This window comes from Selenomonadales bacterium 4137-cl, assembly GCA_032334055.1.
GTDB classification, from domain to species: domain Bacteria; phylum Bacillota; class Negativicutes; order Sporomusales; family UBA7701; genus Anaeroselena; species Anaeroselena agilis.
This window is the reverse complement of record JAUOZS010000001.1, coordinates 3,600,843-3,625,001: the sequence shown is the minus strand read 5'-3', so window position 1 is coordinate 3,625,001 and position 24,159 is coordinate 3,600,843. Positions and strand designations below refer to the sequence as shown.

At 61.0% G+C, this 24,159-nt stretch carries 20 protein-coding genes and 5 tRNA genes; 18 read left to right on the top strand and 7 right to left on the bottom strand.

What is annotated here, in order from left to right:
• Positions 1-20: 20 nt before the first annotated feature.
• Both Q4T40_18830 and Q4T40_18825 read right to left on the bottom strand, forming a co-directional pair.
• Positions 21-1,001, bottom strand: coding sequence for a DMT family transporter (locus tag Q4T40_18830; protein ID MDT8903290.1), 981 nt, complete (start codon positions 999-1,001; stop codon positions 21-23).
• 123 nt (positions 1,002-1,124) lie between these two features.
• Entirely contained in the window at positions 1,125-1,955 is an 831-nt protein-coding gene (locus Q4T40_18825) for an AraC family transcriptional regulator (GenBank protein ID MDT8903289.1), read from the bottom strand.
• A 160-nt stretch (positions 1,956-2,115) separates the two neighbouring features.
• On the opposite strand from Q4T40_18825, the gene Q4T40_18820 reads away from it, so the two are divergent.
• Positions 2,116-3,330 carry an MFS transporter gene (locus Q4T40_18820; GenBank protein ID MDT8903288.1) on the top strand — a complete coding sequence of 405 codons (1,215 nt, stop codon included), beginning with the start codon at positions 2,116-2,118 and terminating at the stop codon, positions 3,328-3,330.
• 50 nt (positions 3,331-3,380) lie between these two features.
• Here the strand turns inward: Q4T40_18820 and Q4T40_18815 are convergent, their stop codons facing one another.
• Positions 3,381-5,276: a diguanylate cyclase gene (locus Q4T40_18815; GenBank protein ID MDT8903287.1), complete on the bottom strand. Its 1,896-nt coding sequence runs from the start codon at positions 5,274-5,276 to the stop codon at positions 3,381-3,383.
• A gap of 291 nt (positions 5,277-5,567) precedes the next feature.
• Here Q4T40_18815 and Q4T40_18810 point away from each other — a divergent pair, with 291 nt between their 5' ends.
• The 5 genes from Q4T40_18810 to dnaB all read left to right on the top strand — a co-directional run bounded on the left by Q4T40_18810 (position 5,568) and on the right by dnaB (position 12,586).
• Complete coding sequence (locus Q4T40_18810; protein MDT8903286.1) at positions 5,568-6,527, top strand: YybS family protein; 960 nt, start codon at positions 5,568-5,570, stop codon at positions 6,525-6,527.
• Between the two features lie 14 nt (positions 6,528-6,541).
• A complete protein-coding gene (locus Q4T40_18805) occupies positions 6,542-8,548 on the top strand; it encodes a DHH family phosphoesterase (protein MDT8903285.1) in 2,007 nt (668 codons plus the stop codon).
• Complete coding sequence (gene rplI, locus Q4T40_18800; GenBank protein ID MDT8903284.1) at positions 8,520-8,966, top strand: 50S ribosomal protein L9; 447 nt, start codon at positions 8,520-8,522, stop codon at positions 8,964-8,966. The genes Q4T40_18805 and rplI overlap by 29 nt, the downstream gene beginning before the upstream one ends.
• A gap of 343 nt (positions 8,967-9,309) precedes the next feature.
• A complete protein-coding gene (gene lonC / locus Q4T40_18795; protein MDT8903283.1) occupies positions 9,310-11,235 on the top strand; it encodes a Lon family ATP-dependent protease in 1,926 nt (641 codons plus the stop codon).
• A gap of 13 nt (positions 11,236-11,248) precedes the next feature.
• On the top strand, positions 11,249-12,586 hold the full coding sequence (gene dnaB / locus Q4T40_18790; protein MDT8903282.1) for a replicative DNA helicase: 1,338 nt from the start codon (positions 11,249-11,251) through the stop codon (positions 12,584-12,586).
• Between the two features lie 103 nt (positions 12,587-12,689).
• On the opposite strand, the gene Q4T40_18785 is transcribed toward dnaB, so the two are convergent.
• Positions 12,690-12,875: a hypothetical protein gene (locus Q4T40_18785; protein ID MDT8903281.1), complete on the bottom strand. Its 186-nt coding sequence runs from the start codon at positions 12,873-12,875 to the stop codon at positions 12,690-12,692.
• A gap of 306 nt (positions 12,876-13,181) precedes the next feature.
• Between Q4T40_18785 and Q4T40_18780 the strand changes: the two genes are divergently transcribed.
• From Q4T40_18780 to Q4T40_18755, 6 genes are all read left to right on the top strand, one after another.
• Entirely contained in the window at positions 13,182-14,579 is a 1,398-nt protein-coding gene (locus tag Q4T40_18780) for an NAD(P)/FAD-dependent oxidoreductase (protein MDT8903280.1), read from the top strand.
• Between the two features lie 58 nt (positions 14,580-14,637).
• On the top strand, positions 14,638-15,930 hold the full coding sequence (gene purB / locus Q4T40_18775) for an adenylosuccinate lyase (GenBank protein MDT8903279.1): 1,293 nt from the start codon (positions 14,638-14,640) through the stop codon (positions 15,928-15,930).
• A gap of 14 nt (positions 15,931-15,944) precedes the next feature.
• Complete coding sequence (locus Q4T40_18770; GenBank protein MDT8903278.1) at positions 15,945-17,228, top strand: adenylosuccinate synthase; 1,284 nt, start codon at positions 15,945-15,947, stop codon at positions 17,226-17,228.
• 111 nt (positions 17,229-17,339) lie between these two features.
• A tRNA-Lys gene (locus tag Q4T40_18765) sits at positions 17,340-17,415 on the top strand.
• 4 nt (positions 17,416-17,419) lie between these two features.
• Positions 17,420-17,494, top strand: a tRNA-Glu gene (locus Q4T40_18760).
• A 3-nt stretch (positions 17,495-17,497) separates the two neighbouring features.
• Positions 17,498-17,573, top strand: a tRNA-Val gene (locus Q4T40_18755).
• A 60-nt stretch (positions 17,574-17,633) separates the two neighbouring features.
• Here Q4T40_18755 and Q4T40_18750 read toward each other — a convergent pair.
• Positions 17,634-19,742, bottom strand: coding sequence for a hypothetical protein (locus Q4T40_18750; GenBank protein ID MDT8903277.1), 2,109 nt, complete (start codon positions 19,740-19,742; stop codon positions 17,634-17,636).
• 185 nt (positions 19,743-19,927) lie between these two features.
• On the opposite strand from Q4T40_18750, the gene Q4T40_18745 reads away from it, so the two are divergent.
• The 5 genes from Q4T40_18745 to Q4T40_18725 all read left to right on the top strand — a co-directional run bounded on the left by Q4T40_18745 (position 19,928) and on the right by Q4T40_18725 (position 21,683).
• Entirely contained in the window at positions 19,928-20,263 is a 336-nt protein-coding gene (locus Q4T40_18745; GenBank protein ID MDT8903276.1) for a LapA family protein, read from the top strand.
• An 88-nt stretch (positions 20,264-20,351) separates the two neighbouring features.
• Positions 20,352-20,428: transfer RNA gene (locus Q4T40_18740), tRNA-Asp, on the top strand.
• 6 nt (positions 20,429-20,434) lie between these two features.
• Positions 20,435-20,510 (top strand) — tRNA-Phe (locus tag Q4T40_18735).
• A 95-nt stretch (positions 20,511-20,605) separates the two neighbouring features.
• Positions 20,606-21,043 carry a hypothetical protein gene (locus Q4T40_18730; protein ID MDT8903275.1) on the top strand — a complete coding sequence of 146 codons (438 nt, stop codon included), beginning with the start codon at positions 20,606-20,608 and terminating at the stop codon, positions 21,041-21,043.
• A 4-nt stretch (positions 21,044-21,047) separates the two neighbouring features.
• Entirely contained in the window at positions 21,048-21,683 is a 636-nt protein-coding gene (locus tag Q4T40_18725; GenBank protein ID MDT8903274.1) for a phosphoribosyltransferase family protein, read from the top strand.
• A gap of 53 nt (positions 21,684-21,736) precedes the next feature.
• Here the strand turns inward: Q4T40_18725 and Q4T40_18720 are convergent, their stop codons facing one another.
• Together Q4T40_18720 and Q4T40_18715 are read right to left on the bottom strand one after the other, a co-directional pair.
• Positions 21,737-22,555, bottom strand: coding sequence for an AraC family transcriptional regulator (locus tag Q4T40_18720; protein ID MDT8903273.1), 819 nt, complete (start codon positions 22,553-22,555; stop codon positions 21,737-21,739).
• A gap of 24 nt (positions 22,556-22,579) precedes the next feature.
• Positions 22,580-22,969: a cupin domain-containing protein gene (locus tag Q4T40_18715; GenBank protein MDT8903272.1), complete on the bottom strand. Its 390-nt coding sequence runs from the start codon at positions 22,967-22,969 to the stop codon at positions 22,580-22,582.
• 166 nt (positions 22,970-23,135) lie between these two features.
• Between Q4T40_18715 and Q4T40_18710 the strand changes: the two genes are divergently transcribed.
• Positions 23,136-23,951 (top strand): DUF2889 domain-containing protein, encoded by an 816-nt coding sequence (locus Q4T40_18710; GenBank protein MDT8903271.1) that lies wholly within the window; start codon positions 23,136-23,138, stop codon positions 23,949-23,951.
• Positions 23,952-24,159 lie beyond the last annotated feature (208 nt).

Sequence of the window (24,159 nt, the reverse complement as noted above, 5' to 3'; positions counted from 1 at the left end):
ATAATTTTCCGCATTACTCGCTAAGGCGATATTGCCGCTTTCCCCGTTCTTCTGCGGCTACCGGTCAAAGCCGTCCGATCATAACGGGCCGCCATCAGGCCGCCGCAGATCAGGGCTGCGCCCGCCGCCTGGCCACCGCTGAATGGCTCGCCTAACATGGTCACGCTCAGCAGCGTGCTTACCAGCGGCGTCGTGTACTGATAAAGGGTCGTCCTCACCGGCGATGTCCTGCCGATGCCCTGAAACCAGCACACGAACGCCACGATCGTGCCGAAAACAACGATATATAAAAACTCCAGATATAAAAACTCCAGCACCAGTTGCCCGGACAACCTCACATCGTCTTGCGGAGGGGCGAGCGCCGCGTTGGCGACCAGCACCGGCACCGCCACGATCGAAGCAAGCGTAAACAGCTTGACAGCCGAGTAACGCCGAAGCAGCGGCTGGGAGGCAAGCGAATAAAAAGCGAACAGCAGAGCGCTGGCCAGGATAAGCAGATTGCCTACAAATGCCGCCGAGCTGAACTCCAGGCGCGAGCCCGGCGTCGTAACGACAATGACATAAATGCCCGCAAATGCGGCCGCCGTGCCGAGCAGGCGAAGCATGCCGGCCCTCTCCCGGCCGGTGATGACCGAAAACAGAAGCGTGAACAGCGGCGCCGTGCAGATCAACAAAGCCGCGGACGACACTGTCGTCCGGTGGATGCCGTAGGTCCAGGTGACATTCTGCACTCCGACGCCGAACAGTCCTAGAAGAATAACCGGCAGAACATCGCCGGGGGCGATGCGGGCATTTTCGCCGCGCCAAGCCGCGTAGGCCAGCAGCAGGCTGATCGCCGCCCCGAAGCGGATGAGGAGAAACAGCGGCTCCGGCACCGTCGCCAGCACGAGCTTAACCACCACATAATTAACTCCCCACAGCGCCCCCGCGACAAGAGCAAACCCTTCCCCGCTCCTCCCGCCGTTATCGGATGACTCACACTTATCCCCGATCAGTCCCATCGTCGCGCCTCCCGCAGTATGTCTCCCCACTATGATAAGAGCGGCAGCAACGACGGATATTGTAAAATCTTGCTCAGTTAACGGCCACAAAAAAACCGCCGGCGTCTCGCCGGCGGTTGCGTATTATCTGAGATACTGGCGGGGCGTCACCCCGAACTTCCGCTTAAACGCCTTATGGAAATGGCTTTGATCGCAGAACCCCGTTTCCAGCGCCACGGTGATGATTTTCCGGCCGCCGGCCAGCAGCTCGGCGGCCTTCGTCAGGCGCACATCCAACTGGTAAACATGAGGGGGGACGCCGACCGCCCGCTCGAAAACCCGGCAGAGATGGAACGGGCTGAACCCCGCGATCGCCGCCAGCGTCCCGATCGACACATTCTCACGGCAACAGTCACCGAGATAATCGCACACCCGCCGCACCGCCGCCGTCTCGTCGCCGACCGCCGGCCAGTCGTCCTTCCGCCGGGAGTGGCGGTTGACCAGCAGGGAGAAAACCTCCCGCAGCAGGCACTCCTTGGCCAATTGCGACTCCGGAGACGCAACCAGCATATGCAGGCAAAAAATTTTCCCGTATAGCTCGGCATCGTCCACCAGCGGCATGGGGAAATGGGCCTCCGAGGCTTCCCGGCCCGGCAGCTCCGCCAGCAGCGAAGCAAAAAGCTCCCGGCTTATCCGCAGCGAGCGGCTCGAATAACTTGTGCCGCTGGGAATATCGCCGGCGTGCGCCTCGCCCCACTCGCTCACGAAGATCGAGCCGGGCGTAATGCGGTATTTTTGGCGTTTGCTTTCGCTTATGCGCACCCCCGCCTCGGCGACGCTCAGGCTGAACATCCCGTGGACATGCCGCGGCACGTGGCGGGTGACGCCGACACCGCGATACAGCTCCAGCCCCTGGATGTCGCCGGCACGGAAATAGCTGATGGCGTTTTCAGGGGAACTGTTTCGCCCGTTCACCACGTTGCCTCCCAACAGCGCAAAAAAATACAAGAAAACGACCCTTAAAGTCCCGACAATGGTAATATAGCGCGAGCCCGCTTGTGGCTACCATTATATACTAATTAGGGGCGGAGAGGAAAGCGCTTTTCAGTTAACCGCAAAAAGGAGGAAATATCCCGTGCAGACAATCGGCAAGAAAAACATCGCGAACTTTATTATCGCCTACATCCTGTCCGCCTTCGGCTACGAATTCATCTTCTTCCTCATGACCATCTACGTATACAACTTGACCCAAAGTGCGCTCAACGTCGGCGTGTTTGCGGCCCTCACCTTCACCCCGCGCCTGTTCGCCTCCGTCTACGGCGTCGTCGTCGACCGCTACAGCCGGGCGGCGGTATTCGCGGCCGCGGCGGGAGCGACGGCTGTCCTCGTTGCGGCGATGAGCCTCAGTTCCAGCCTGATATGGATATACGCGCTGTGGCTGCTCATCTCCCTGCTCCTCACCGTTATCACTACCGTCCGCACGGCGCTCATGACCGAAATCATGACACAAGACGGCTTCCTGCTCGGCAATTCCGCGGTGCTTACCAGTCTCAACTGCGCCAAGATGCTCGCGCCGCTCCTTGCCGGGCTCGCCACCGCCGCCTTTAGCACCGCCGCCCTCTTCGTCGCCACCGCCGCCGCCTATCTGGTCGTGGCCGCGCTCAGCCGCATCATCAGCCTTCCGCGCCACGCCGCCGCCGCTACGCCGCGGCAACTGCTGCCCGAAGTTGCCGCCGGCCTCCGCTACATTCTCGCCAGCCCCAAGCTGCGCTTTCTGATCGCCGTTGCCTTCATGTGGACGTTGTCTCTGCGCCTTCAACTGCCCCTGTTCGTCGTCTATGTCAAAAGCTTCCTCGGCGGCGGCGACCAGGAATACGGTTATTTCATGACCGCTGTCGGCATCGGCAGCATCCTCGGCAGCCTCGCCGGCCCCTGGCTCATGAAACGAGGCAGTCACCTTGCGCTCGCCATGGCCGGCCTCACCATCCACTACAGCAGCTTCATCCTTCTCGCTTTCGTTCAAAGTTTTTACCTTGCCGCCGCGGCCGTTTTCGGCGGCTACGTCTTCTTTTACGCCGCGCTCGTCGGCCTGCACTCCCTGCGCGACCTCGCCACCGCCGCCGACCTTCGCGGCCGCGTCTACGGCTCCGTCACCGCTATCCTGACCCCGGCCGCCATCGTCTCCATGCTGGCCGGCGGGTACCTTGCCGGTCGCTTCGGGGCCGATAAAGTCCTGGCGGTAGCTGGTTTAACCGCGCTGGCTACCCTCTACTTCCTCTACTGGTTTGCCTACCGGCGTCGCGCAGGCGCGGCTGAAGACCGCCTCGTCCCCCGCGGGCAGGCAAGTTAGCAATTACACCGCAAAATGTAAGCGCCGGCATGCCGGCGCTTTATCCATTCTTACTGGTTAAGCACATTTATGAACTTGTCCACAAGCAGCGGATCAAACTGCCGCCCCTTGAAACGTTGCAGCTCTTTCAAAGCATCCTCCGGCGGCATTGCCTTGCGATAAGGCCGGTCGCTGGTCATAGCATCATACGCGTCGGCGATCGACAGGATGCGGCACTCCAGGGGAATATCCTCCCCGGCGAGCCCCAGCGGGCACCCCTGGCCGTTCCACCACTCGTGATGCTTAAGAATGCGGTCGGCGATCGGGCAAAGATCGGGCACCGATTGGGCGATGCGGTGACCGATCTCAGAGTGGCGCTGCATCTCCGCGTACTCCTCCTCAGTCAACCGGCCGGGCTTGAACAGGATGCGGTCGGGGACGCCCACCTTGCCAAAATCGTGAAACTGCGCCAGCAGGCGGAGTTCGGCCATATCGCGCTCATCCAGGCCAATGGTCCGGCCGAGCTTGTCGATCAGGTCCATAAGGCGTTCACCATGACCGTCGGTGATAAAATCGCGGGCCTCCAGCGCCTTCTTGAGTCCGTGGACCAGCATGCTGCGGGCGCTTTTGCTGTGGTGAAGCTTCTCGCGGTACATATGGTCGTCCGCTTCCTTCAGCAGTTGATGGATATCCTTCGTATCCTCGGTCGCCACCGCGCACCCGAGGGAAATGCTCAGAGGCAGTCCGGGCTCGGCGCCGTTCTGCTTGGCGATTGCGGCGCGGATGCGGTCCATAACCCTCTTTACGCCAGTAGCGTCGATATTGTACAGCAGGACGACGAACTCGTCCCCGCCGACGCGGGCCACGAAATCGCCCTCGCGGACCGCGCTGGCGATCGCCGCGGCGGCGGCGCGCAGCAATGCGTCCCCGGCCTGATGACCCATCGAATCGTTGATCAGCTTAAGCCCGTCCACATCACAGCCCACAATCCCGACCTTAAGCTCGCGGGCAGCCTCCAGGCGGCGCACCTCCTCGTCGAAGTACGCCCGGTTGTAAAGCCCGGTAAGCGAATCGTGCATCGTAATAAACCGCAGCTTTTCCTCCAGTTCTTTGCGTTCGGTGATATCCCGCGCCACCGACAGCACCGTCGGCTGCCCATACAACGAAAACAGGTGGGCGTTGACCTCCACCGGGATCTCCTCACCCGTCTTGGTCAGGTGGACCGCCTCGAACAAAGCGTGCTTCTGCTGGCGGAGCTTATGGTCGATAAGCGGAATCTGGGCAGTGATAAGCGGCCGTTCGATATCGGCCGGCGAAAGCTTGATCAACTCCTCGCGGCGGTACCCCAGGCGCTCGCAAGCCACCTCGTTCACCTCGATAAGGCGGCTCCGTTGATCGCCCTTCGCCAGGCTATAGACAAAAACAGCATCATTCACACTGTTGAACAGGACCTGGTAACGCTCCTTGTTGATCCGCAGGTTCTCCTCCGCCTGCTCCCTCTCCGTCACATCGAGTCCGACGCCGACGATATAATCGCCCTCATCCCCCGAGCCGTGCAGCACGGTGAACGACCAGGAAATAAGGCGGAGATTGCCGCTCTTGGTAAGCCAGAAACTGGCCGACGCCGTTCGGCACTGCTTCGCCTGAAGCCGGCCGATTATCGTCTGAATTGCCAGGACGTCGTCCGGGAGCAGCAGCATCTCCCACAGATACCGTCCGTCCATTTTCTGTCCCGGGGCGGACAGCGCTTGGCGGAAAGCCTGATTGAGGCGGACGATCCGGCCGGAGGCATCCACCACCACCACCAGGGCGTCAACGGTATCCAGCACCGAGCTCAAAAACTTGTTGGCCGTCCGCGAAAAATCCAGTTCCTTGCTCAGGCTGGCCTTGGCCGATGCCAGTTCGGCCACCTCGCGGTGCAGCGCGGCATCGTCGCCCGAGGAGCGTTTAGCGTACTCGCTTGACATCGGTAATCCCCCTTTGCCGACAGAACCGTTTAATCGTCATGTACCATTAATATCGTAAAATAGCTGGCAGAAATTAAGCGGCGGTCCGCAGGGACGCTTGCCGCTGCCATGAAGGAAACGGGGCATATGAGTGCGAATAAATACAGTCCAGACTTTTTCGGCCGCGGATAAGCCCCCATCTGCCGCGTTTCTCCTCGGCGGCGCGCAATGCCACAGCCGGGAATCGAAAACCGGCGTTTGGCCGATGCTATTGCCGCGAGCACCAACGCTAATCTATACCTGAGGTGAACCATGCGACAGACCAACACGCGCCCCACCGTGGAAGCGGGCATAATGTCCGCCATCGCCGTCATCTTCGCGCTCATCAGCGTCTACGTTCCCGTCGTCGGCGCTTTCGTCACCTTCCTGTGGCCGGTGCCCATCATCCTCCTCGGCGTCCGCCACGGCTTCCGGTGGAGCGTCATGGCCACCGTCGTCGCCGGCGTGCTTAGCGCCATCCTCATCTCCCCCTTCAAAGCTGTCAACATCGTCGTCGGCTTCGGTCTTGTCGGCCTCGTCTTCGGGCATGCCTTCCGGGCGGGTTTCGGGCCCTTCAAAACGATTCTCTGGGGCTCGGTCGTCTGCCTGATCTCCAACCTGGCGCTGATGGGTCTCACCTTCGTCGTCATGGGAATAAATCCGTTCAACCTGCAGATAGAGACTATGGAAAAGGCGATGACCGAAGCTGTCGAGTTTTACCGCGGCTATGGCATGACGGAAGCGGCCCTTGCCCAGATGCGGCAGCAGTTCAAGGTCATGATGACCCTGTTCCAGGTGCTCCTGCCGGCGCTGCTCGCCATGTCCGCAGTTTTCCAGACCTACCTCAACTTCATTCTTGCCCGGGCGGTGCTGCGCAAGCTCGGCCACCAGACCATATCCTTTCCTCCCTTCAAGGAATGGTCGCTGCCCAGGCAGATGCTCCACTTCGTCACCCTCGCCGCGGCGACGCTGTTCATCGGCCAATACCTGCATCACGAGCTGATCGGCAAAATCGGCCTAAACCTGCTGGGGGTGGCGGCCATACTCCTTTTCGGGCAAGGCTTGGCGCTATTTTACTTCCTTGCCGACAAATACAATTTGTCAAGGCTGATGCGCAATATTATACTGATTATGATATTGGTCAACAGCTTTCTTCAAATAGCGGCCGTTTTCGCCGGCTTTTTTGATCTAGCCGTCGGCTACCGGCAGCAAAACACACCTCGGTCGTCCTGACAGGAGGGAAAACCATGCCCCGCGGACCGTCCCTGTGGTTCGATACCCGCGTCTATTTAGCCGTATCGGCCGCGCTGCTTCTCATTATCCTCTTTTACAACAAATACGTCGCCGTCATTGGCGCCATCCTCCTTTACATCCTCTACCTATACGGGCGGGAAAGACACCTCGAACGGCAGAAACAACTGTCCGCCTATCTCGACCTCATGAGCGAAGGCGTCGGCCAGGCGGCTCGCTACGCCCTTCAGAACCTGCCCCTGGCCATCGCCATAGTCGATGCGGCCGGCAAGTTCCACTGGCGCAACAGTGTCGTCGCCGACTGGGCCGACACCGAGCTCGGACCCGGCGACGGCATCGACCGCTTTTGGCCGGGCATAGACCTCGACCGTCTGTGGGGCAAATCCGGGTACGAGTCCTTTCACGCCCGCGGCCGGCACTACCAGGCGGTCTACAAACCCATTGAAGGACCCGCCCAGGACGGGCCGGCGCTTATGATCTTTTCCTTCACCGACATAACCGCCAGCGAAACCGTCAAACTCAGCTGCGAAGGCGCCATGCCCGTGCTCGCCTACATCCAGATCGACAACTACAGCGACGTTCTCAAAGGTCTCAGCGAAAGCCAGCGGTCCGCCATCCTTGCCGAAGTCAACCGCCGCCTCGCCGAGTGGACCGGCCTCCTCGAAGGCTTCTTGAAAAAATACAACGAAGACAACTACATCGCGGTCTTCGACCGGCGGGCCCTCGACGCCACGCTGGCCGACAAATTCGACATCCTCGACACCATCCGCTCAATCCATGGCGGCAACCGCATCCCCGTAACCCTCAGCCTCGGCGTTGCCGCCGACGAGCCCACCATCGCCGCGCTCGGCCAGCGGGCCCAGGAAGGGCTAGACCTCGCCCTCGGGCGGGGCGGCGACCAGGCCGCCGTCCATATCGCCGGCAAAGTCCAGTTCTATGGCGGCAAAGCCAAAACCGTCGAAAAAAGCACCCGCGTCAAAGCTCGTATCGTCGCCCAGGCCATCCGCGACCTCATCGCCGGCGCGGCGTCAGTCGTCGTCATGGGCCACGCCAACGAAGACTTCGACAGCCTTGGCGCCGCCCTCGGCGTCGCCAGGATGGCCCGCTTCCTCGGCAAGCCCGTGCATGTTGTCGTCAGCCGCCCGGGGGTGGCGGTCGAGAAGCTGGCCGAATGCTTCGACGATTACGACGAACATCGCAATCTGTTCGTCGACCCCGTTCAGGCGGAACCCCTCGTCGGCCCCGGTACCGTCCTGTTCGTCGTCGACACCCACCGGCCGGCGCTCGTCGCCGCCCCCGCCATCCTCGGCAAGGCCGAGAAAACCGTCGTCATCGACCACCACCGGCGGGCTGAAGACTTCATCGCCAACCCGTTGCTCGTCTATCTTGAACCCTCGTCCTCCTCGACCAGTGAACTCGTCGCCGAACTCATCACCTACTTCGACGAAAAAATCGACCTCACCCGGATCGAGGCGTCCGCCCTCTACGCCGGCATCGTCGTCGACACCAAAAGCTTCACAGTCCAGACCGGCGTCCGCACCTTTGACGCCGCCGCGCACCTCCGCCGGGCCGGAGCCGACCCCAAGCTCGTCCGCCGGCTGTTCCGCGTCGATCTCGATACCCTCAAACATCGGGCCGAAATAATCAACAACACCGAAACGCTGCCAGGCGGCGTAGTCATCGCCACCTACACCCAGAAAATCAGCGACCCGCAGATCGCCGCCGCCCAGGCGGCCGATATGCTGCTCAACATCGAGGGCGTCAAAGTCAGCTTCGTCCTCTTCCCCATCGAAGAAGGCGTCGCCGTCAGCGCCCGCTCCCTGGGCGAAGTCAACGTCCAGGTCATATTGGAAGAACTCGGCGGCGGCGGTCATCAGACCGTGGCCGGGGCGCAGCTCAAAGGGGTCGGCGTCGAAGAAGCCAAGAGCCGCGTCGTCGCGCTCGTCGCCAAGTACATCAAGGAGAGTGACAGTGATGAAACTAATCCTCCAACAAGAAGTTAAAAACCTCGGCAAAAAAGGCGATGTCATAGAAGCATCCGAAGGCTACGCCCGCAACTACCTGCTGCCGCGGAAACTCGCCATCCCCGCCACCGCCGGCAACGTCAACGCCGCCCAGCAACAGAAAGAAAACGAGGCCCGCAAAGCCAAGCGGATTCTCGACGAAGCCCGGCTTCACGCCGCCCAGATCGCCAAACTGCAAGTCACCGTCGCCGTAAAAACCGGCGAAGGCGGCCGCCTGTTCGGCTCGGTAACCAGCAAAGACGTCGCCGACGCTCTCAAAAACCAGCACGGCCTCGACCTCGACAAACGCAAAATCGAGCTCAAGGATGCCATCAAAGCTCTCGGCGCGTACCCGGTAACAATCAAACTCCATCCGGAAGTGTCGGCCCAAATCGAGGTTCAGGTCACCGCCCAATAAACTACCGGCCGTTGATAAACCCCCATCCGCGGCGTACCCGCGAGGGGCAGGCCGCAAGTTCCAGGCGCTGAAGCGCCAAGAACTTGCGCACTTGCTCCTCAGCGCGCTTGCTAGCGTACGCACCCAGTATGCGGCCGGACGCCTACGCCATTCATGGCGCGTCCGGCACTAGGCCCGTCCGGGGCCGTCGTCGCGGCGCGCTCGCACCCTTTCCGGGTATAAGCGATAAAGCGTAGTATGTCTGCTTATCCGGTGCGCCTTGCATCTGGGGATTTCTGAACGGCCGTGAATCTCAGGCCGCCGGTTTCGGGTTTCCTAAACCGCACCCTGAAAGGACTAAGCGATGAAGAACTTCTTTAACAAATTCATTCCCCAGCGGCCCGGAACCGTTCGCGACACGGAGGCTGAGCAGCTCAAGCGGCGCGTCGCTTCCCTCTATGGCCTCTACTCCGGCCTCATCGGCTCCGAAAAAGTGGTCCTCAAAGCAGGCAAACTCGACGCTCTCGGCCTGCTGCGTTCAGATAGCCTTCCCGAACGGGTGCTGGCCCTCCAGAAGCTCGTCTTCGAAGACCCCACGGTCAACAAACTCCCCTCCCTCGACGAAATCCCCGCCCTCCTCGAGGAGATCGAGGACGAACTGGCTGATCTCATGGCCCGCAGGGCAGTCGAAGACAAACTCGAGAAGAAAATCGCCGAACGGATGGAAGAGCGCCACCGCGAATACGTTCAGGAAATTAAGATGCAGGTCCTCAAAGAAGAAGAAGATAATGTCGAGACCCCGCAAACACTGAAAAAATACGCCATCCTCGAAAAACTCGAGCAGAAGAAACTCACCAAATCGGCCATGGAGCAACTCCGCCCCGGATCTTTGGGCGAAATCGTCGGCCAGGAGCGGGCCATCGAGGCCCTCCGCGCCAAGCTCGCCTCCCCCTACCCCCAGCACCTCATCCTCTACGGCCCGCCCGGCGTCGGCAAAACCACCGCCGCCCGCCTCGTTCTCGAAGAAGCCAAAAAGCTCCAATACACCCCTTTCGCCAAAGACGCCGCCTTCGTCGAAGTTGACGGCACCACCCTCAGGTGGGACCCGCGCGACATGACCAACCCCCTGCTCGGCTCCGTCCACGACCCGATCTACCAGGGCGCCCGCCGCGACCTAGCCGACACCGGCGTCCCCGAGCCCAAACCCGGTCTTGCCACCGACGCCCACGGCGGCATTCTCTTCATCGACGAGATCGGCGAAATGGACCCCATGCTCCAGAACAAACTCCTCAAAGTCCTCGAAGACAAACGCGTCTTCTTCGACTCCGCCTACTACGACCCCAGCGATCCCAACGTCCCCAAATACATCAAGAAGCTGTTCGAAGAAGGCGCCCCCGCCGACTTCATCCTCATCGGCGCCACCACCCGCGATGCCCGCGAAATCACCCCCGCCATCCGGTCGCGCTGCGCCGAAATATACTTCGAGCCCCTTACCCCCAAACACATCGAGGAAATCGTCTACAACGCCGCTCAAAAACTTGGCGTTGCCGTCCATCCCGACATTCCCCGCCTTATCGGCGAATACACCATCGAAGGACGCAAAGCCATCAACATCCTCGCCGACGCCTACGGCCTGGCCCTCTACCGCGGCGAGACCGGCCAGATCACCATCGACATCGAAGACATCTATAAAGTCGCCCAGGTCAGCCGTCTCTCGCCCTTCGTCAACCTTAAAGCAACCGCCACCGGCGAAGTCGGCAAAATCTTCGGCCTCGGCGTCGCCGGCTATCTCGGCTCGGTCCTAGAAATCGAAGCCGTAGCCTTCCCGGCCGCTGAAAAGGGCAAAGGCCGCATCCGCTTCAACGACACCGCCGGCAGCATGGCCAAAGACTCCGTCTTCAACGCCGCCGCCGTCGTCCGCAAAATCACCGGCCAGGACCCCGCCGACTACGACATCCACGTCAACATCATCGGCGGCGGCCGCATCGACGGCCCCTCGGCCGGCACCGCCATCGTCGCCGCCCTCGTGTCGGCCATCACCGGCCGGAGCATCCGTCAGGACTGCGCCGTCACCGGCGAGGTCTCCATCCAGGGCAGGGTAAAGGGCGTCGGCGGCGTGTTCGAAAAGGCCTTTGGCGCCAAGCAGGCCGGCATAACCACCATCATCATTCCCAAGGAAAACGAAAAAGACATCCCCGCCGGGCATCTCGGCCTCGACATCCGCCCGGTCGAAACGGTTGACGAAGCGCTGGCCGTGCTCTTCGCCGCCTCGGAGAGCGTCAGCGCATAAGGGAGAGAATACCGTGCTAGACAGAATGCCGCCCCAAAACCTCGAAGCCGAACAATCCGTCCTCGGCGCCATGCTCATCGAACGTGAAGCCATATCCCGCGTCGCCGAATTTCTGCGCCCCGAAGACTTCTACCGCGAGTCCCACCGCCTCGTATACGCCGCCGTCCTCGCGCTCTACAACCGCGGCGAGGCCGTCGACCTCATCACCCTTACCGAGCAACTGCGCCGTGAGGACAAGCTCGAAGCAGCCGGCGGCATCTCCTACATCACCTCGCTGGCCAACAGCGTGCCCACCGCTGCCAACGTCATCTACCACGCCAGGATCGTCGAGGAGAAAGCTCTTCTGCGCGGCCTCATCAACACCGCCACCCACATCGCCGGCCTCGGCTACGAAGCCAACGAAGAAGTCATCAACATCCTCGACCAGGCCGAGCGGATGATCCTCGAAGTCGCCAACCGCAAGGTCACCGGCAACTTCGTCCCCATCAAAGACATCCTCATGGCCGCCCTCGACAGGGTCGAGCAGCTCTACCACACCAAAGGCGGCATCACCGGACTGCCCACCGGCTTCAAGGACCTCGACCGCCTCACCGCCGGCCTGCAGCCCTCCGACCTCATCCTTATCGCCGCCCGGCCGAGCATGGGCAAAACCGCCTTCGTCCTCAACATCGCCCAGCACGTCGCCGTCAAAGAGAAAAAGCCGGTCGCCTTCTTCAGCCTCGAAATGTCCAAAGAGCAGCTCGTCCAGCGCATGCTCTGCACCGAGGCCACCATCGACGCCCAGCGCCTCAAGATCGGCGACCTCAAAGACACAGACTGGTCCAACCTCGTCAAAGCCGCCGACCGGCTCTCCTCCGCCCCCATCTTTATCGACGACACCCCCGGCGCGACCGTCACCGAAATTCGATCCAAGGCTCGCCGCCTCAAAGTCGAGCACGACCTCTCCCTCGTCGTCATCGACTATCTCCAGCTCATGCAGGGCAGCGCCGGCGGCAAAAGCGACAGCCGCCAGCAGGAGATATCGGAAATTTCCCGCTCCCTCAAATCCCTCGCCCGCGAGCTCAACGTCCCTGTCCTCGCTCTCTCCCAGCTAAGCCGCGGCGTCGAGGCCAGGCAGAACAAGCGCCCCATGCTCAGCGATCTGCGCGAATCGGGCTCGCTGGAGCAGGACGCCGACATCGTCACCTTCCTCTACCGCGAAGACTACTACAACCACGAAACCGAAAACAAGAACATCACTGAAGTCATCGTCGCCAAACACCGCAACGGCCCCGTCGACACCGTCGAACTGTACTTCCAGAAAGAATTCACCCGCTTCCGCAATCATGCCAAAATGGGTGAGCCGGCGTAAAGGCGGCCCGCCGGGCAGTCTGCCGGAACAGATGAGCAGAAATATTACGGGCAGGAAAAGGTTGAACCTTATTCCTGCCCTTATATTTTAGCGGAGCGAAACTTTACCGGTGAAAGCCGACAATTGGCCCCGCCAGCGACCGGTCGAAGGGGCGGGGCGCGCCTGCCGTCCGCTGCCGACCATCGTTCGGGTTCTCCGCCAGAACAAAGCGGCTGGGATTGGGCGGCGGCTCGTATACGAGCACCCTTTTAGCAGCGCGTGTTATAATGGCGAAAATATTATCTTCCATGACGGCTCCTGCACGATAAGTAAGCCTTATTATTGTCGCATTGCTCTTTCTTACCCGCCCGGCAGACCCCTTGGCTTACCGGGTTGCGCCCGCCCTTCTGCCGGGTCGCTCGGAGCAGCCTGGTAATCCGAACGATTTTTGCCCAAGCATAAAAAACATTCGAATTTTGATATTGACACCCCACCGGTGAAATGCTATTATATTCAAGGGAAAATACGTATATTTCCTCATGCGCACTCAAATAGCAGCGACGTCCGCGCCTATTTGAGTTATTTTTCTGACCAAGGGAAGACTAAACACGAGGTGATGTACGTGACCAAACGCTACGACGTTGTCGTTATCGGTGCCGGACCGGCCGGCATCTTTACCGGGCTGGAACTCGCCAGGGTCGGTCTGAGCACCCTGATACTCGAAAAAGGCCGCGATATAACCTCCCGCCGCTGCCCCATCAACCACCACGGCAGCAAATGCCTGCGCTGCAAGCCGTGCGATATTCTCTGCGGCTGGGGTGGCGCCGGCGCGTTCAGCGACGGCAAACTCACGCTCACGACCGAATTCGGCGGCGTCCTCGACGAGTACATGGATAAAAACCGGGTCGCCGAGCTCATCGAATATATCGACCAAATATACCTTGACTTTGGAGCGACCACCACCGTCTACGGCGACGACAAAAAAGAAGAAATCCGCCGCATCCAGCGGATCGCCGCCTCAGCCGACCTCAACCTCATCCCCGCCCGCATCCGCCACCTCGGCACCGAAAAATGCACCGAAATCCTTACCCGCATGCGCGAGTATCTCGACGATAAATGCGAAATCCGTACCAACACCGCCGTCGAGGCTATCATTGTCGAAAACGGCGAATACGCGGGACTGGAACTGGCCGGCGGGGAAAGGATCGAGAGCAAATACCTCGTCGCCGCCCCCGGCCGCGAAGGCGCCGAATGGTTCTCCGGACAGGCGGCCAAGCTCGGCCTGTCGATGATGACCAACCCGGTAGACATTGGCGTGCGCGTCGAGCTGCCCGCCGTCGTCATGGAGCACATCACCGAAATCATCTACGAGTCCAAACTCGTTTACTACACCAAATCCTTCGACGACAGGGTCCGCACCTTCTGCATGAACCCCTACGGCGAAGTCGTCAACGAGAACAACGCCGGCCTCATCACCGTAAATGGCCACAGCTACGCCGAAAAGAAAACCAAGAACACCAACTTCGCCCTGCTCGTCTCCAAAAGCTTCACCGAGCCCTTCAAAGAACCCATCACCTACGGCAAATCGATTGCCAAACTCGCCAACCTGTTGGGCGGCGGCGTCATCGTCCAGCGCCTCGGCGACCTGCTCGACGGCCGGCGCTCCACCCCCGAACGCATCAGCCGCGGCATGGTCGAGCCCACCCTCAAGGACGCCACCCCCGGGGACCTCAGCCTCGTTCTTCCCTACCGCCACCTGGTGGCCATCATCGAAATGCTCGAGGCCCTCGACAAGGTTGCGCCGGGCGTAAACTCACGCCACACCCTGCTTTACGGCGTCGAAGTCAAATTTTATTCCTCCCGTCCGCGCCTCAGCCCCGTGCTGGAAAGCGAGATCACCAACTTCTTCGCCGCCGGCGACGGCGCGGGCGTCACCCGCGGCCTCGCCCAGGCTTCGGCCGCCGGCGTGGTAGTGGCCAGGGAAATCATCGCCCGCGAAGGAAAATCTTCGTAACAGAGTCGACTGTGCCAGGCCGTCCGGAACCGGCGGCTTGCCCCGAAGGAGTGATAAAATGATCAAGCGCTACACCAACCCCGCCATGGCCAAAATATGGACCGACGAAAACGAATTCCAGACAATGCTCGACATCGAAATATACGCCTGCGAGGCCATGGCCGAGCTGGGACAGATTCCTGCCGACGCCGTACCGGTCATCAAAGAGAAAGCCAAGTTCTCCGTCGAGCGCATCCGGGAAATAGAACGGGAGACCCGCCACGACATCATCGCCTTCCTCACCGCCGTGGCTGAAAGCGTTGGCGACGAAGCCAAATACATTCACATGGGCCTCACCTCCAGCGACGTGAAAGACACCGCCCTCGGCAGCATGATGGCCCAGGCCGCCGACATCATCCTGGAAGACCTCGCCAAGCTCCGCGCCGTCCTATTCCGGCGGGCCGGCGAACACAAACACACCGTAATGATCGGCCGCACCCACGGCATCCACGCCGAGCCAATCACCCTCGGCATGAAATTCGCCCTGTGGCTCGACGAGACCGAGCGCAACATCGAACGCGTCAAACGGGCCCGCGAAACCGTCGCCGTCGGCAAGCTCTCCGGCGCGGTCGGCACTTACGCCACCATCGACCCGCGGGTCGAAGCCCACGTCTGCGCCAAAATGGGCCTAAAGGCCGCCCGGCTTGCCACCCAGGTCATCCAGCGCGACCGCCACGCCGAATTCCTTACCACCCTGGCCGTCGTCGCCTCCTCGCTCGACAAATTCGCCACCGAAATACGCAACCTCCAGCGCACCGACATCCGCGAAGCCGAAGAATACTTCCACCCCGGCCAAAAAGGCTCCTCGGCCATGCCCCACAAACGCAACCCCATCACCTGCGAACGCATCTCGGGACTGGCCCGCGTCGTCCGCGGCAACGCCCAGGCCGCGCTGGAAAACGTCGCCCTCTGGCACGAGCGCGACATCTCGCACTCCTCGGTCGAACGCGTCATCCTGCCCGACAGCACCAGCCTCGTCGACTACATGCTCCGTCTCATGACCGACATCATCGACAAACTGCTCGTCTACCCCGACGCCATGCAGGCCAACATGAACAAGACCGGCGGCCTCATCTTCAGCCAGCGACTGCTCCTCGCCCTCGTCGACAAAGGCGTCAGCCGCGAAGACGCCTACCGCTGGGTCCAGCGCAACGCCATGGCCCGCTGGCTCGAAGGCGCCGACTTCAAAACCAACGTCACCCATGACCCCGAGATCGCCAAATTCCTGTCGCCGGAGGAAATCACCGCCTGCTTCGACCCCACCCACCACCTGCGGCACGTCGATACCATAATGGCCCGTTTCGGCCTATAACAAGAGGTGATAACATGTCAGCGGTAATAGTAATAGGTACCCAGTGGGGCGATGAAGGCAAAGGAAAAATCGTCGACAACCTGGCCGAAAAAGCCGACGTCGTCGTCCGCTACCAGGGCGGCAACAACGCCGGCCACACCGTCGTTGTGGACGGCAAGGAATTCAAGCTCCAGCTCCTGCCCTCCGGCATCCTCTACAAAGACAAAACCTGCGTAGTAGGCAACGGCGTCGTCATCGACCCGGCAGTCATGATCAAGGAACTGCGCACCATGCAATCGCAGGGCGTCGAAACCTCAGACCTCAAAGTCTCCAACCGCGCCCACCTCATCATGCCGTATCACCGGCTCCTCGACGAAGTCGAGGAAGACTATCGCGGCGAGCACAAAATCGGCACCACCAAACGCGGCATCGGCCCCTGCTACATGGACAAAAACGCCCGCAGCGGCATCCGCATGGTCGACCTGATGGACGAAGAAGAATTTGCCGCCAAGCTCGAGCGCAACCTCGAGGCCAAAAACCACCTTCTGCAGGCCGTTTACGGAGCCGAAGGCTTCGACTTCGAACAGCTCCGCGCCGAATACCTCGGCTACGCACAGGTTCTCAGGCCCTTCGTAGCCGACACCTCCGTATACATCAACGAAGCCCTCAAGGGCGGCAAAAAGGTGCTTTTCGAAGGCGCCCAGGCCACCCTTCTCGACCTTGACCACGGCACCTATCCGTACGTCACCTCCTCCCACCCCATCGCCGGCGGCGCCTGCATCGGCGCTGGCATCGGCCCCACGAAGATCAGCAAAGTCATCGGCGTCGTCAAGGCCTACACCACCCGCGTCGGCGAAGGCCCCTTCCCCACAGAACTCAACGACGCCACCGGCGATCTCATCCGCAACCGCGGCCGCGAATTCGGCACCGTCACCGGGCGGCCCCGCCGCTGCGGCTGGCTCGACGCCGCCGTCGTCCGCTACGCGGCCCAGGTCAGCGGTCTCGACTACCTCGCCGTCACCCGTCTCGACATCCTCGACGGCCTCGAAACCCTCAAAATCTGCTCCGGCTATAAATACAAAGGGCAGCTCATCGGGGAATTTCCCGCCAGCCTCAAAGTGCTGAGCGAAGTCGAGCCCGTCTACGAGGAACTGCCCGGCTGGACGGAGTCGATAACCGGCGTCCGCGCCTACGCCGACCTTCCCGCCAACGCCCGCCGCTATATCGAGCGCCTCAGCGAAATCGTCGGCGTGCCGCTGGGGATCGTGTCCGTAGGCCCGGCGAGGGACCAGACCATCGTTCTTCACGAAGTATTTTAAAATCACATCCTAAGATACCGCGGCGCACCCTAAGGTGCGCCGCGTAAACTTCCATAATCTGACCATTGACAGGCTGACAGGCTTACGGTATAATCTGATATTGTCAGACATGACCCACTAGCTCAGTCGGTAGAGCACCTGACTTTTAATCAGGGTGTCGATGGTTCGAGTCCATCGTGGGTCACCACAATGGCCCGTTGGTCAAGCGGTTAAGACACCGCCCTTTCACGGCGGGAACAGGGGTTCGAGTCCCCTACGGGTCACCATCCGGGCGATTAGCTCAGCTGGGAGAGCGCCTGCCTTACAAGCAGGATGTCGGCAGTTCGATCCTGTCATCGCCCACCAAACACGAAGAACGGCTCATCCACTGCTTGGATGAGCCGTTCTTCGTTACTTATCCGCCGATCACACGATGGCGTTTTCCAGGCCGGAGTCGGCCACAAACAGAACCGTTCCCGGCAGCCCGTCCGCCAGCGCGAGCATCTTGTCAAAATCGTCCGGCATGCCGATGATCGTGATATCGCCCGCTTCCCGCTCCACCGCGCTGCGAAAATCGTCCACAAGCACCTTTGCCTGTGTCTGCACCGGCAGGCGGGCATGCTCCACGAACGCCTGCAGTTCGCCCGTCACCTCTTCCCGCTCCGCCGGGTCGCCGATCGTCCTCAGCAAAAACAGCTTTGCGTCCCAGTTCCTGGTCAACTGCATCGCGAGCAGCACCGCCAGATTGGTGTTCGGGCTCTTGTCGCGCAGCCATAAGTTGATCGTCCGCTCCTGGCCGAACCCGATCTTGGGATGGATGTTGAGGAACATGAACCCGGTATTGTATTGTCGCATATTGGCATAAACCTCTTTAAGCCTCGCCCGCTTGTCCTTGTCGCCGCTGACAGTCAGGAACACCGCGTTCGGCGGCAGGAAAGAATTCAGTAAGGTCTGGGTAACCACGTACAATGACGACAAAAAATCGGCGTTGGCGTTGCTGATTATCGTCGTGCGGATAAACAGATTCTTCCTCCGCAACGGCTCCAGGACATCCTCGTAGCACCGAGCCGTCGCGTTTTTGTCGCCGTTCGTAATCGACAGCAGATACATCCGTCCCGAAGGGTAGAGTATATTACTCACGAACCGCACCGTCTTCCGCAGATCGTCGGGATTCTCCGCGGGAACAAGCACCGCCGGCTTCCACAGCCGGGGGTGGTAAGTGGTCGACAGCGCCTTTTGCGCCGCCCACTCGGTCAGAGCGGTGAAAATGCCTCCCCGCACATCGCCCCAGGGGGAAATCAGCTCTCTCCTGGCGAGAAGAATATAAAGCGCACTGATCACCACCAGCGTGACGATCGTAAACCACATATCGATCAGCAGCATCGTGAGGATGCTGCCGACAAAACCGATGAACGGCACCGCCAAAGACACTCTCAGCCGGGGGCGGAAACTGGCGATGCCGGTGGCCTGCTCGACAAGCACGACCAAATTGATCGTCCCGTAAGTCGTCAGAAAAAACATCGTCAACAACTGGGCCAGTTGGTCAAGGCTGCCGGCCACGATTATCGCCAGCGAAAACAGGGACGAGACGAGAATCGCATTCCGCGGCTCGTTATCAGCCGCCTTCTTGCCGAAAAACTGCGAAAAGGGCACAAGCCGGTTATCCGCGAGGGCCGCCAGCGTGCGGGGCGCGCCCACCAACGTTGAAAGAGCGGAGGACAGCGTCGCTCCCATTATGCCGGCGACAATCAGCGGCTTGAAAAGCGCCAGCTCAAGGATTATCGAGGTGTCGGCCAGCAGCGCCTCGCCTGTGGCCTGGTGGGCGAACCAGTATGCCAAAGCGATATACGTGACCATGCCGAGGGCGATCGCGGCGAGCGTGCCGACGATTATGCTTCTTCGCGGCGTCCGCAGCTCCCCGGACATGCTCACCCCGGCGAGAATACCCGTGACCGCCGGGAAAAAGATGGCGAAAGTCTCCCAGAAGTTGGCCTGCGGAAAATTGCTCCACCATAATGTGCCGGCGGTGTTGAGCGACGGTCCGGCCAAAAAGGACGCGACCGACAGGACGATCGCCCCCAGGACGACATACTGCACCCTGAAGGCCGTCCGGGCGCTCGCCAGGGACAGGGCGGTCAGGGCGACCCAGGTTGCGACCCCCACCAGGACGGTGGAATGGCCGGGAAAAAAGCTGTGCCACAACTCCGTAAAGCCGATGATGTAAAAGGCGACGGAAAAAGCCTGCGACAAATACAAAGGGATGCCGACCGCCCCGCCCACCTCAAGACCCAGCGAACGCGAAACGATGGCATACGCGCCGCCGGCGCCGATCTCGATGTTCGACACGACCGAAGCCATGGATAAAGCCGTGCATACCGTGATCGTGTGAGCAAGCACAATAATTATCAGCGTACCGACAAAACCGGCGTTGCCGACCACCCAGCCGAGCCGCAGGTACATGATGACACCCAGTATGGTAAGGATTGTAGGCGTAAAAACTCCGTCGAAAGTTCCCAGCCCTTGTCTGGCGTTCATCACAAGTCCTCCTACGTTAACGTCGCCTGCCGGGCGTTTGGTAATTATTTTACTATATTCCCAGATTGATAGAAAGTAATATAATATTAATATATGGACTAACCCCGCAACACCTGTAATACGCCCGGAGCGGGTGTCCCTGCCGCCCTGGGGGTGGCCTAACAATGACTGGGGGGTAAGAAACAATGGCATATCTGACATTGCTGGCAGCCGCCATCCTATCGTTCGCTACGGCGTTCTTCGCCGTCCAGAACAGCAGCCTGGTCACCGTGAACCTGTTTACCCGGACCTTCGAGGCGTCGCTCGTTATCGTCATCCTCGGGGCCGCCACGCTCGGCTTCATCACCGCGCTTCTCCTCGGCATGTTCGTCCAGATTAAGACGCGGTACCGGCTTTTCAAAGCCGAAAGGCGCATCGCCCAGCTTGAGGCCGAACTGCAGGACAAGCAGCCGGCCAAGCCTGACGAGAAGGAAGAACCGCCGCAGGAACCGCCCGCCTGCGACCCCGGAGCGCCGTCGTAATCCAGAAAATACCGCTTGCCAAAGGGGCGGGGATGCGGTATTATAATACATGTCCCTGTTTTCAAGGGGTGCATTTGTCGCCATATACGGCCCCGTGGTGTAGTGGTCTAACATGCCGCCCTGTCACGGCGGAGATCGACGGTTCAAATCCGTTCGGGGTCGCCATATCATGCCGCGGTAGCTCAGTTGGTAGAGCAGAGGACTGAAAATCCTCGTGTCGACGGTTCGATTCCGCCCTGCGGCACCATCGGAGAGAAAGCCTTGACGCCTAGCGTCAAGGCTTTCTCTTTTTGCCGTTATTTCCCACGCATTGCCGGCGGCGCATCGTTAAAGCTAATACATATGAGAACGGCAATCATCGGCTGGCTGGCCGTAATCCTTCTTCTGACAGGCATCGGCCATCTCGCCCGCCCCTTCCTCGACAACTATAACGACGACGACAACGCCTTCGCCCGCGAATACGCAGGAGAAATGCTCCTCGGCCTGGAACGGATATCGGCGGAAGCAGACAAGCTCGCCGGGTCCCAGGCTGCGGGCGACTACTACCTTGACGCCGCCGAGCGGCTGGACCGCAGCAAGCAAGCCGCAGTCCATCTCAAGGGCGACCTGGCCTACGATTTCGTCTACGCCTTTGCCTGTGCCGAAGAATGGTGCCGCGCCTCGGCGGAAGCCCGCTACCGTCCGCGGGACGCCGCAGCGCCCCGTCGCGCCCGCGACGCACTTGCCAGAGCGCGGGCCGAGTTCACCGCCATAAGCCGGAAAGACTATAAGAGAAGGTGAGGTAATGTACCAAGACCGCTGCCAAGCCGGGGAAGCCCTCGCCGCCGAACTGGCCGACCGCGGATACGGGAGCGTCAGCCTCTTCGCCGTGCCCCGGGGCGGCGTCATCGTCGCCGCCCCGGTAGCCGAACGTCTCGGTGTGCGAATCGACATCCTCGTCACCCGTAAGATCGGACATCCGGCCAACCCCGAAGTCGCTATCGGCGCCGTCATGGCCGACGGCACCGCCGTACTCGACGAAGAAATCATCCGCGCCTACGCCGTTCCCACGGAATATCTCGACCGGGCCATAGCCCGCGAATTCGCTGAAATCGAGCGCCGCATGATCGCCTACACCGGCAGCGCCGCCACCCCCGACATAACCGGGCGGACCGCCGTCATCGTCGATGACGGCATCGCCACCGGCTACACCATCCGCGCCGCCATCGCCTGGCTCAAAACCCTCCGCCCCTCCGGGATCGTCGTCGCCGTCCCGGTCGCACCGCCCGAAACCGTCGCCGCGATTGCCGACGTCGACGAAGTCATCTGCCCCCTGCAGCCGGCGGCCTTTATGGCCGTCGGCCAGCACTACCGTGAATTTCCCCAGAACAGCGACCAAGAAGTTCAGTCCATCCTGAACCGGTTCAATACCAAGCGGTAACGCCCGAACCGCCAACCACGGCAAAACCCCGCCAGCGGCGGGGTTTTGCCGTTCTATAGCGCGGCAAGATACTGGCCGGGGGTAATCCCCATGACCTTCTTAAATGAACGCTGAAAGTGACTCTGGTCCGCGTAGCCGGCCGCCAGGGCCGCGTCGGCGAGTCGCCTTCCCGCCGCCAGCATCAATTTGGCGCGCGTTACGCGGACCTGGTTAAGGTAGGCGTGAGGCGGCATCCCCACCGCGGCGGTGAAAACGCGGACAAGATGATACGGGCTCAAGCCGGTTATCAGCACCAGCTCGTCAAGCGACACGTTCCGTTCGAACTGACCTTCTAAATAATCCTTTATCTGTCTGACCGCCCCGTTTTCGCTGCCGGCGGGCCGTTCGTCCGGGGCGGTCGCCGCGTGGCGAAACAGCTGGGCGACAGTAGCGTGAAACGCTTCCCCCTTCTCCAGCGCCCCCGGTTGTCCGGATAAAATATCGTGCATATTCGCCAGCGAGCGATACAACACGGCGTCCTCGACCACCGGGCTGCGGAAAAGCGCCGTCGCGGCCGGAAGACGCGATGACCGTCCGCCCGTATCGGCCAGAACCGTTTCGTCGATGCAGACGACCCGATACGAATACATCGCTGCCGCCGTGCGACAAGTATGAGCCTCCCCCGGCGGGACCACCTGGACCTGCCCGGGCGCGACGACATAACGGCCGCCTCTGTAAAAAAACTCGCGGGCGCCGCTGTCGATAATCGAAACGCACAGCTTATCATGCATGTGCCGCGGCAGCGAATGCTCCACGCCCCTCGCCCGGACAAGCTCGACGTTATGCAGTTCCCTGACCCGGTTTAGACTGATCGTCGCGCGTTCGCACGCCATTGCGTGCCCGCCTTTCCGCGGCGCTTAAGCCAGTGCCGGCACAAATGTGGCCAGCAGATAAAGGTCGGCGCCCCGCGCCGTAACCGTATGCTCCACATTCGCCGGCAGCACCGTTATTTCTCCGGGGACGTAGGGGATTACCCTGTCGCCGAGTACGCACGCCCCGGCCCCCGCGACGACATTGTGCAGCTCCCACTTGCCGTCATGGGCGTGGCGACCGATCTCGCAGCCGTCATCGACCCGCACCAGATGCTGGCTGAAAACATTCTTCGTATCCGCGCCCGGCACTACATCCTTCAAAAACACGCCGGGAAAGCGCGGATGAGCCGTCCAGGCGACACTGTCCGCCAGAACCTCCTTCGACAAATGATTGATTTTCCCTGCGGCCACCGCCGCCGCAAACCCGTTTTGCATAATGAACTCCTCCTTGAAGGCACTTCGCACCTCAAGTATATTCCGAGTCCGCGGGCCTGTATTGAACGTTCTTGCTATTGCCCGGCGTAACGCGAAAGACCGTCCGGGCTTGTCCGGGCAGCGGCGCGTGCAGTATAATAATGCCAACAAGCCACGGAGGTGTCCGATGACCCCGCTATATCACAGCAACATCTTCACCGTCGTCACCAGGAGCGGCCCCGGCCGGCTCGACGCCCGCAGCACCCTGCTGGCCACCGGCTGGGAAGCCACCGCTTCAATAAACGCCGCAACCGCCACCTTTATTATTTCGGACGCCAGCTGGATCGTCTGCCGCTCCCCCGGCGCCGCCCACAACGGCAGCCGCGCCGTACCCGCCCTCGCGGGAGTGGCGGCCGGCCTCGGTTCAGGCCCCGCACTGCGCGCCGCCGCCAGGGAAGAAGGCGATGTCCCCTACCGGCTGCTGGTCGAATGCGTAAAAGGCATAATCCAGTCCGAAACCTACCTCTTCGGCGAACGCGGCTTTTCCGACGCCGAAACGTTCGAAAAAAGCTGGAAGGAAAACTACACCGGTTCCTGCCGGCGGTATAGCGACCGCTCCTACGAAGGACGAAGCTGGTACGAGCATGTCGCCAACCGCGCCTGGAGCGATCTGCTCTTCACCCGTGCCAAAACAGCTGTCGTCACCGAGCACACGGACGGCTCGGCAGACATCGCCGGCAGCTTCACCGATTCCTACCACGAACTTGACTCCCGCCTCAGCGTCGTGGGCGGCGTCATCACCGCCGCCCAGGGCGCCTTCCTGCGCGCTCCCGACAAAATCTGCGCCGAATCCGCCGCCGCCGTCGCCTCGTTGTCGGGCACGCCGCTCGCGTCCCTCGGCCGGGAAGAAGTCGTCCGCCGGGTCGGCGGCCATCTGGGGTGCGTACATATGGCGGACCTTATCACCCACATGCTTCAAACCTTCGCAGATACCGGCCGTTGATAAGCACCCATCTGCGGCGTTACTCCTCGGCTGCCATCCTCAGCGTACGCCCGTGTACGCTTCCGGTGTCAGCCTCCGGTGCGCCTTGCATCTGGGCGCTTCTGAACGGCCTCGGGCTGTAAACAGTTCCGTTGATAAGCACCCATCTGCGGTGTTGCTCCTGACACCCCCACGCCTGCCTCGCGGCAGGCGTTTTTCATTTCGGAAG

Excerpts from the sequence above, each read along its gene's own strand:
- Q4T40_18750 (MDT8903277.1), bottom strand. The coding sequence starts at position 19,742 with ATGAACGCCAGACAAGGGCTGGGAACTTTCGACGGAGTTTTTACGCCT.
- Q4T40_18805 (MDT8903285.1), top strand. The coding sequence starts at position 6,542 with ATGCCCCGCGGACCGTCCCTGTGGTTCGATACCCGCGTCTATTTAGCC.
- Q4T40_18725 (MDT8903274.1), top strand. The coding sequence starts at position 21,048 with ATGTACCAAGACCGCTGCCAAGCCGGGGAAGCCCTCGCCGCCGAACTG.
- purB (MDT8903279.1), top strand. The coding sequence starts at position 14,638 with ATGATCAAGCGCTACACCAACCCCGCCATGGCCAAAATATGGACCGAC.
- Q4T40_18830 (MDT8903290.1), bottom strand. The coding sequence starts at position 1,001 with ATGGGACTGATCGGGGATAAGTGTGAGTCATCCGATAACGGCGGGAGG.
- Q4T40_18815 (MDT8903287.1), bottom strand. The coding sequence starts at position 5,276 with ATGTCAAGCGAGTACGCTAAACGCTCCTCGGGCGACGATGCCGCGCTG.
- Q4T40_18710 (MDT8903271.1), top strand. The coding sequence starts at position 23,136 with ATGACCCCGCTATATCACAGCAACATCTTCACCGTCGTCACCAGGAGC.
- Q4T40_18810 (MDT8903286.1), top strand. The coding sequence starts at position 5,568 with ATGCGACAGACCAACACGCGCCCCACCGTGGAAGCGGGCATAATGTCC.
- Q4T40_18785 (MDT8903281.1), bottom strand. The coding sequence starts at position 12,875 with ATGGAAGATAATATTTTCGCCATTATAACACGCGCTGCTAAAAGGGTG.
- Q4T40_18770 (MDT8903278.1), top strand. The coding sequence starts at position 15,945 with ATGTCAGCGGTAATAGTAATAGGTACCCAGTGGGGCGATGAAGGCAAA.
- lonC (MDT8903283.1), top strand. The coding sequence starts at position 9,310 with ATGAAGAACTTCTTTAACAAATTCATTCCCCAGCGGCCCGGAACCGTT.
- Q4T40_18715 (MDT8903272.1), bottom strand. The coding sequence starts at position 22,969 with ATGCAAAACGGGTTTGCGGCGGCGGTGGCCGCAGGGAAAATCAATCAT.
- Q4T40_18745 (MDT8903276.1), top strand. The coding sequence starts at position 19,928 with ATGGCATATCTGACATTGCTGGCAGCCGCCATCCTATCGTTCGCTACG.
- Q4T40_18780 (MDT8903280.1), top strand. The coding sequence starts at position 13,182 with ATGTACGTGACCAAACGCTACGACGTTGTCGTTATCGGTGCCGGACCG.
- Q4T40_18720 (MDT8903273.1), bottom strand. The coding sequence starts at position 22,555 with ATGGCGTGCGAACGCGCGACGATCAGTCTAAACCGGGTCAGGGAACTG.
- rplI (MDT8903284.1), top strand. The coding sequence starts at position 8,520 with ATGAAACTAATCCTCCAACAAGAAGTTAAAAACCTCGGCAAAAAAGGC.
- Q4T40_18730 (MDT8903275.1), top strand. The coding sequence starts at position 20,606 with ATGAGAACGGCAATCATCGGCTGGCTGGCCGTAATCCTTCTTCTGACA.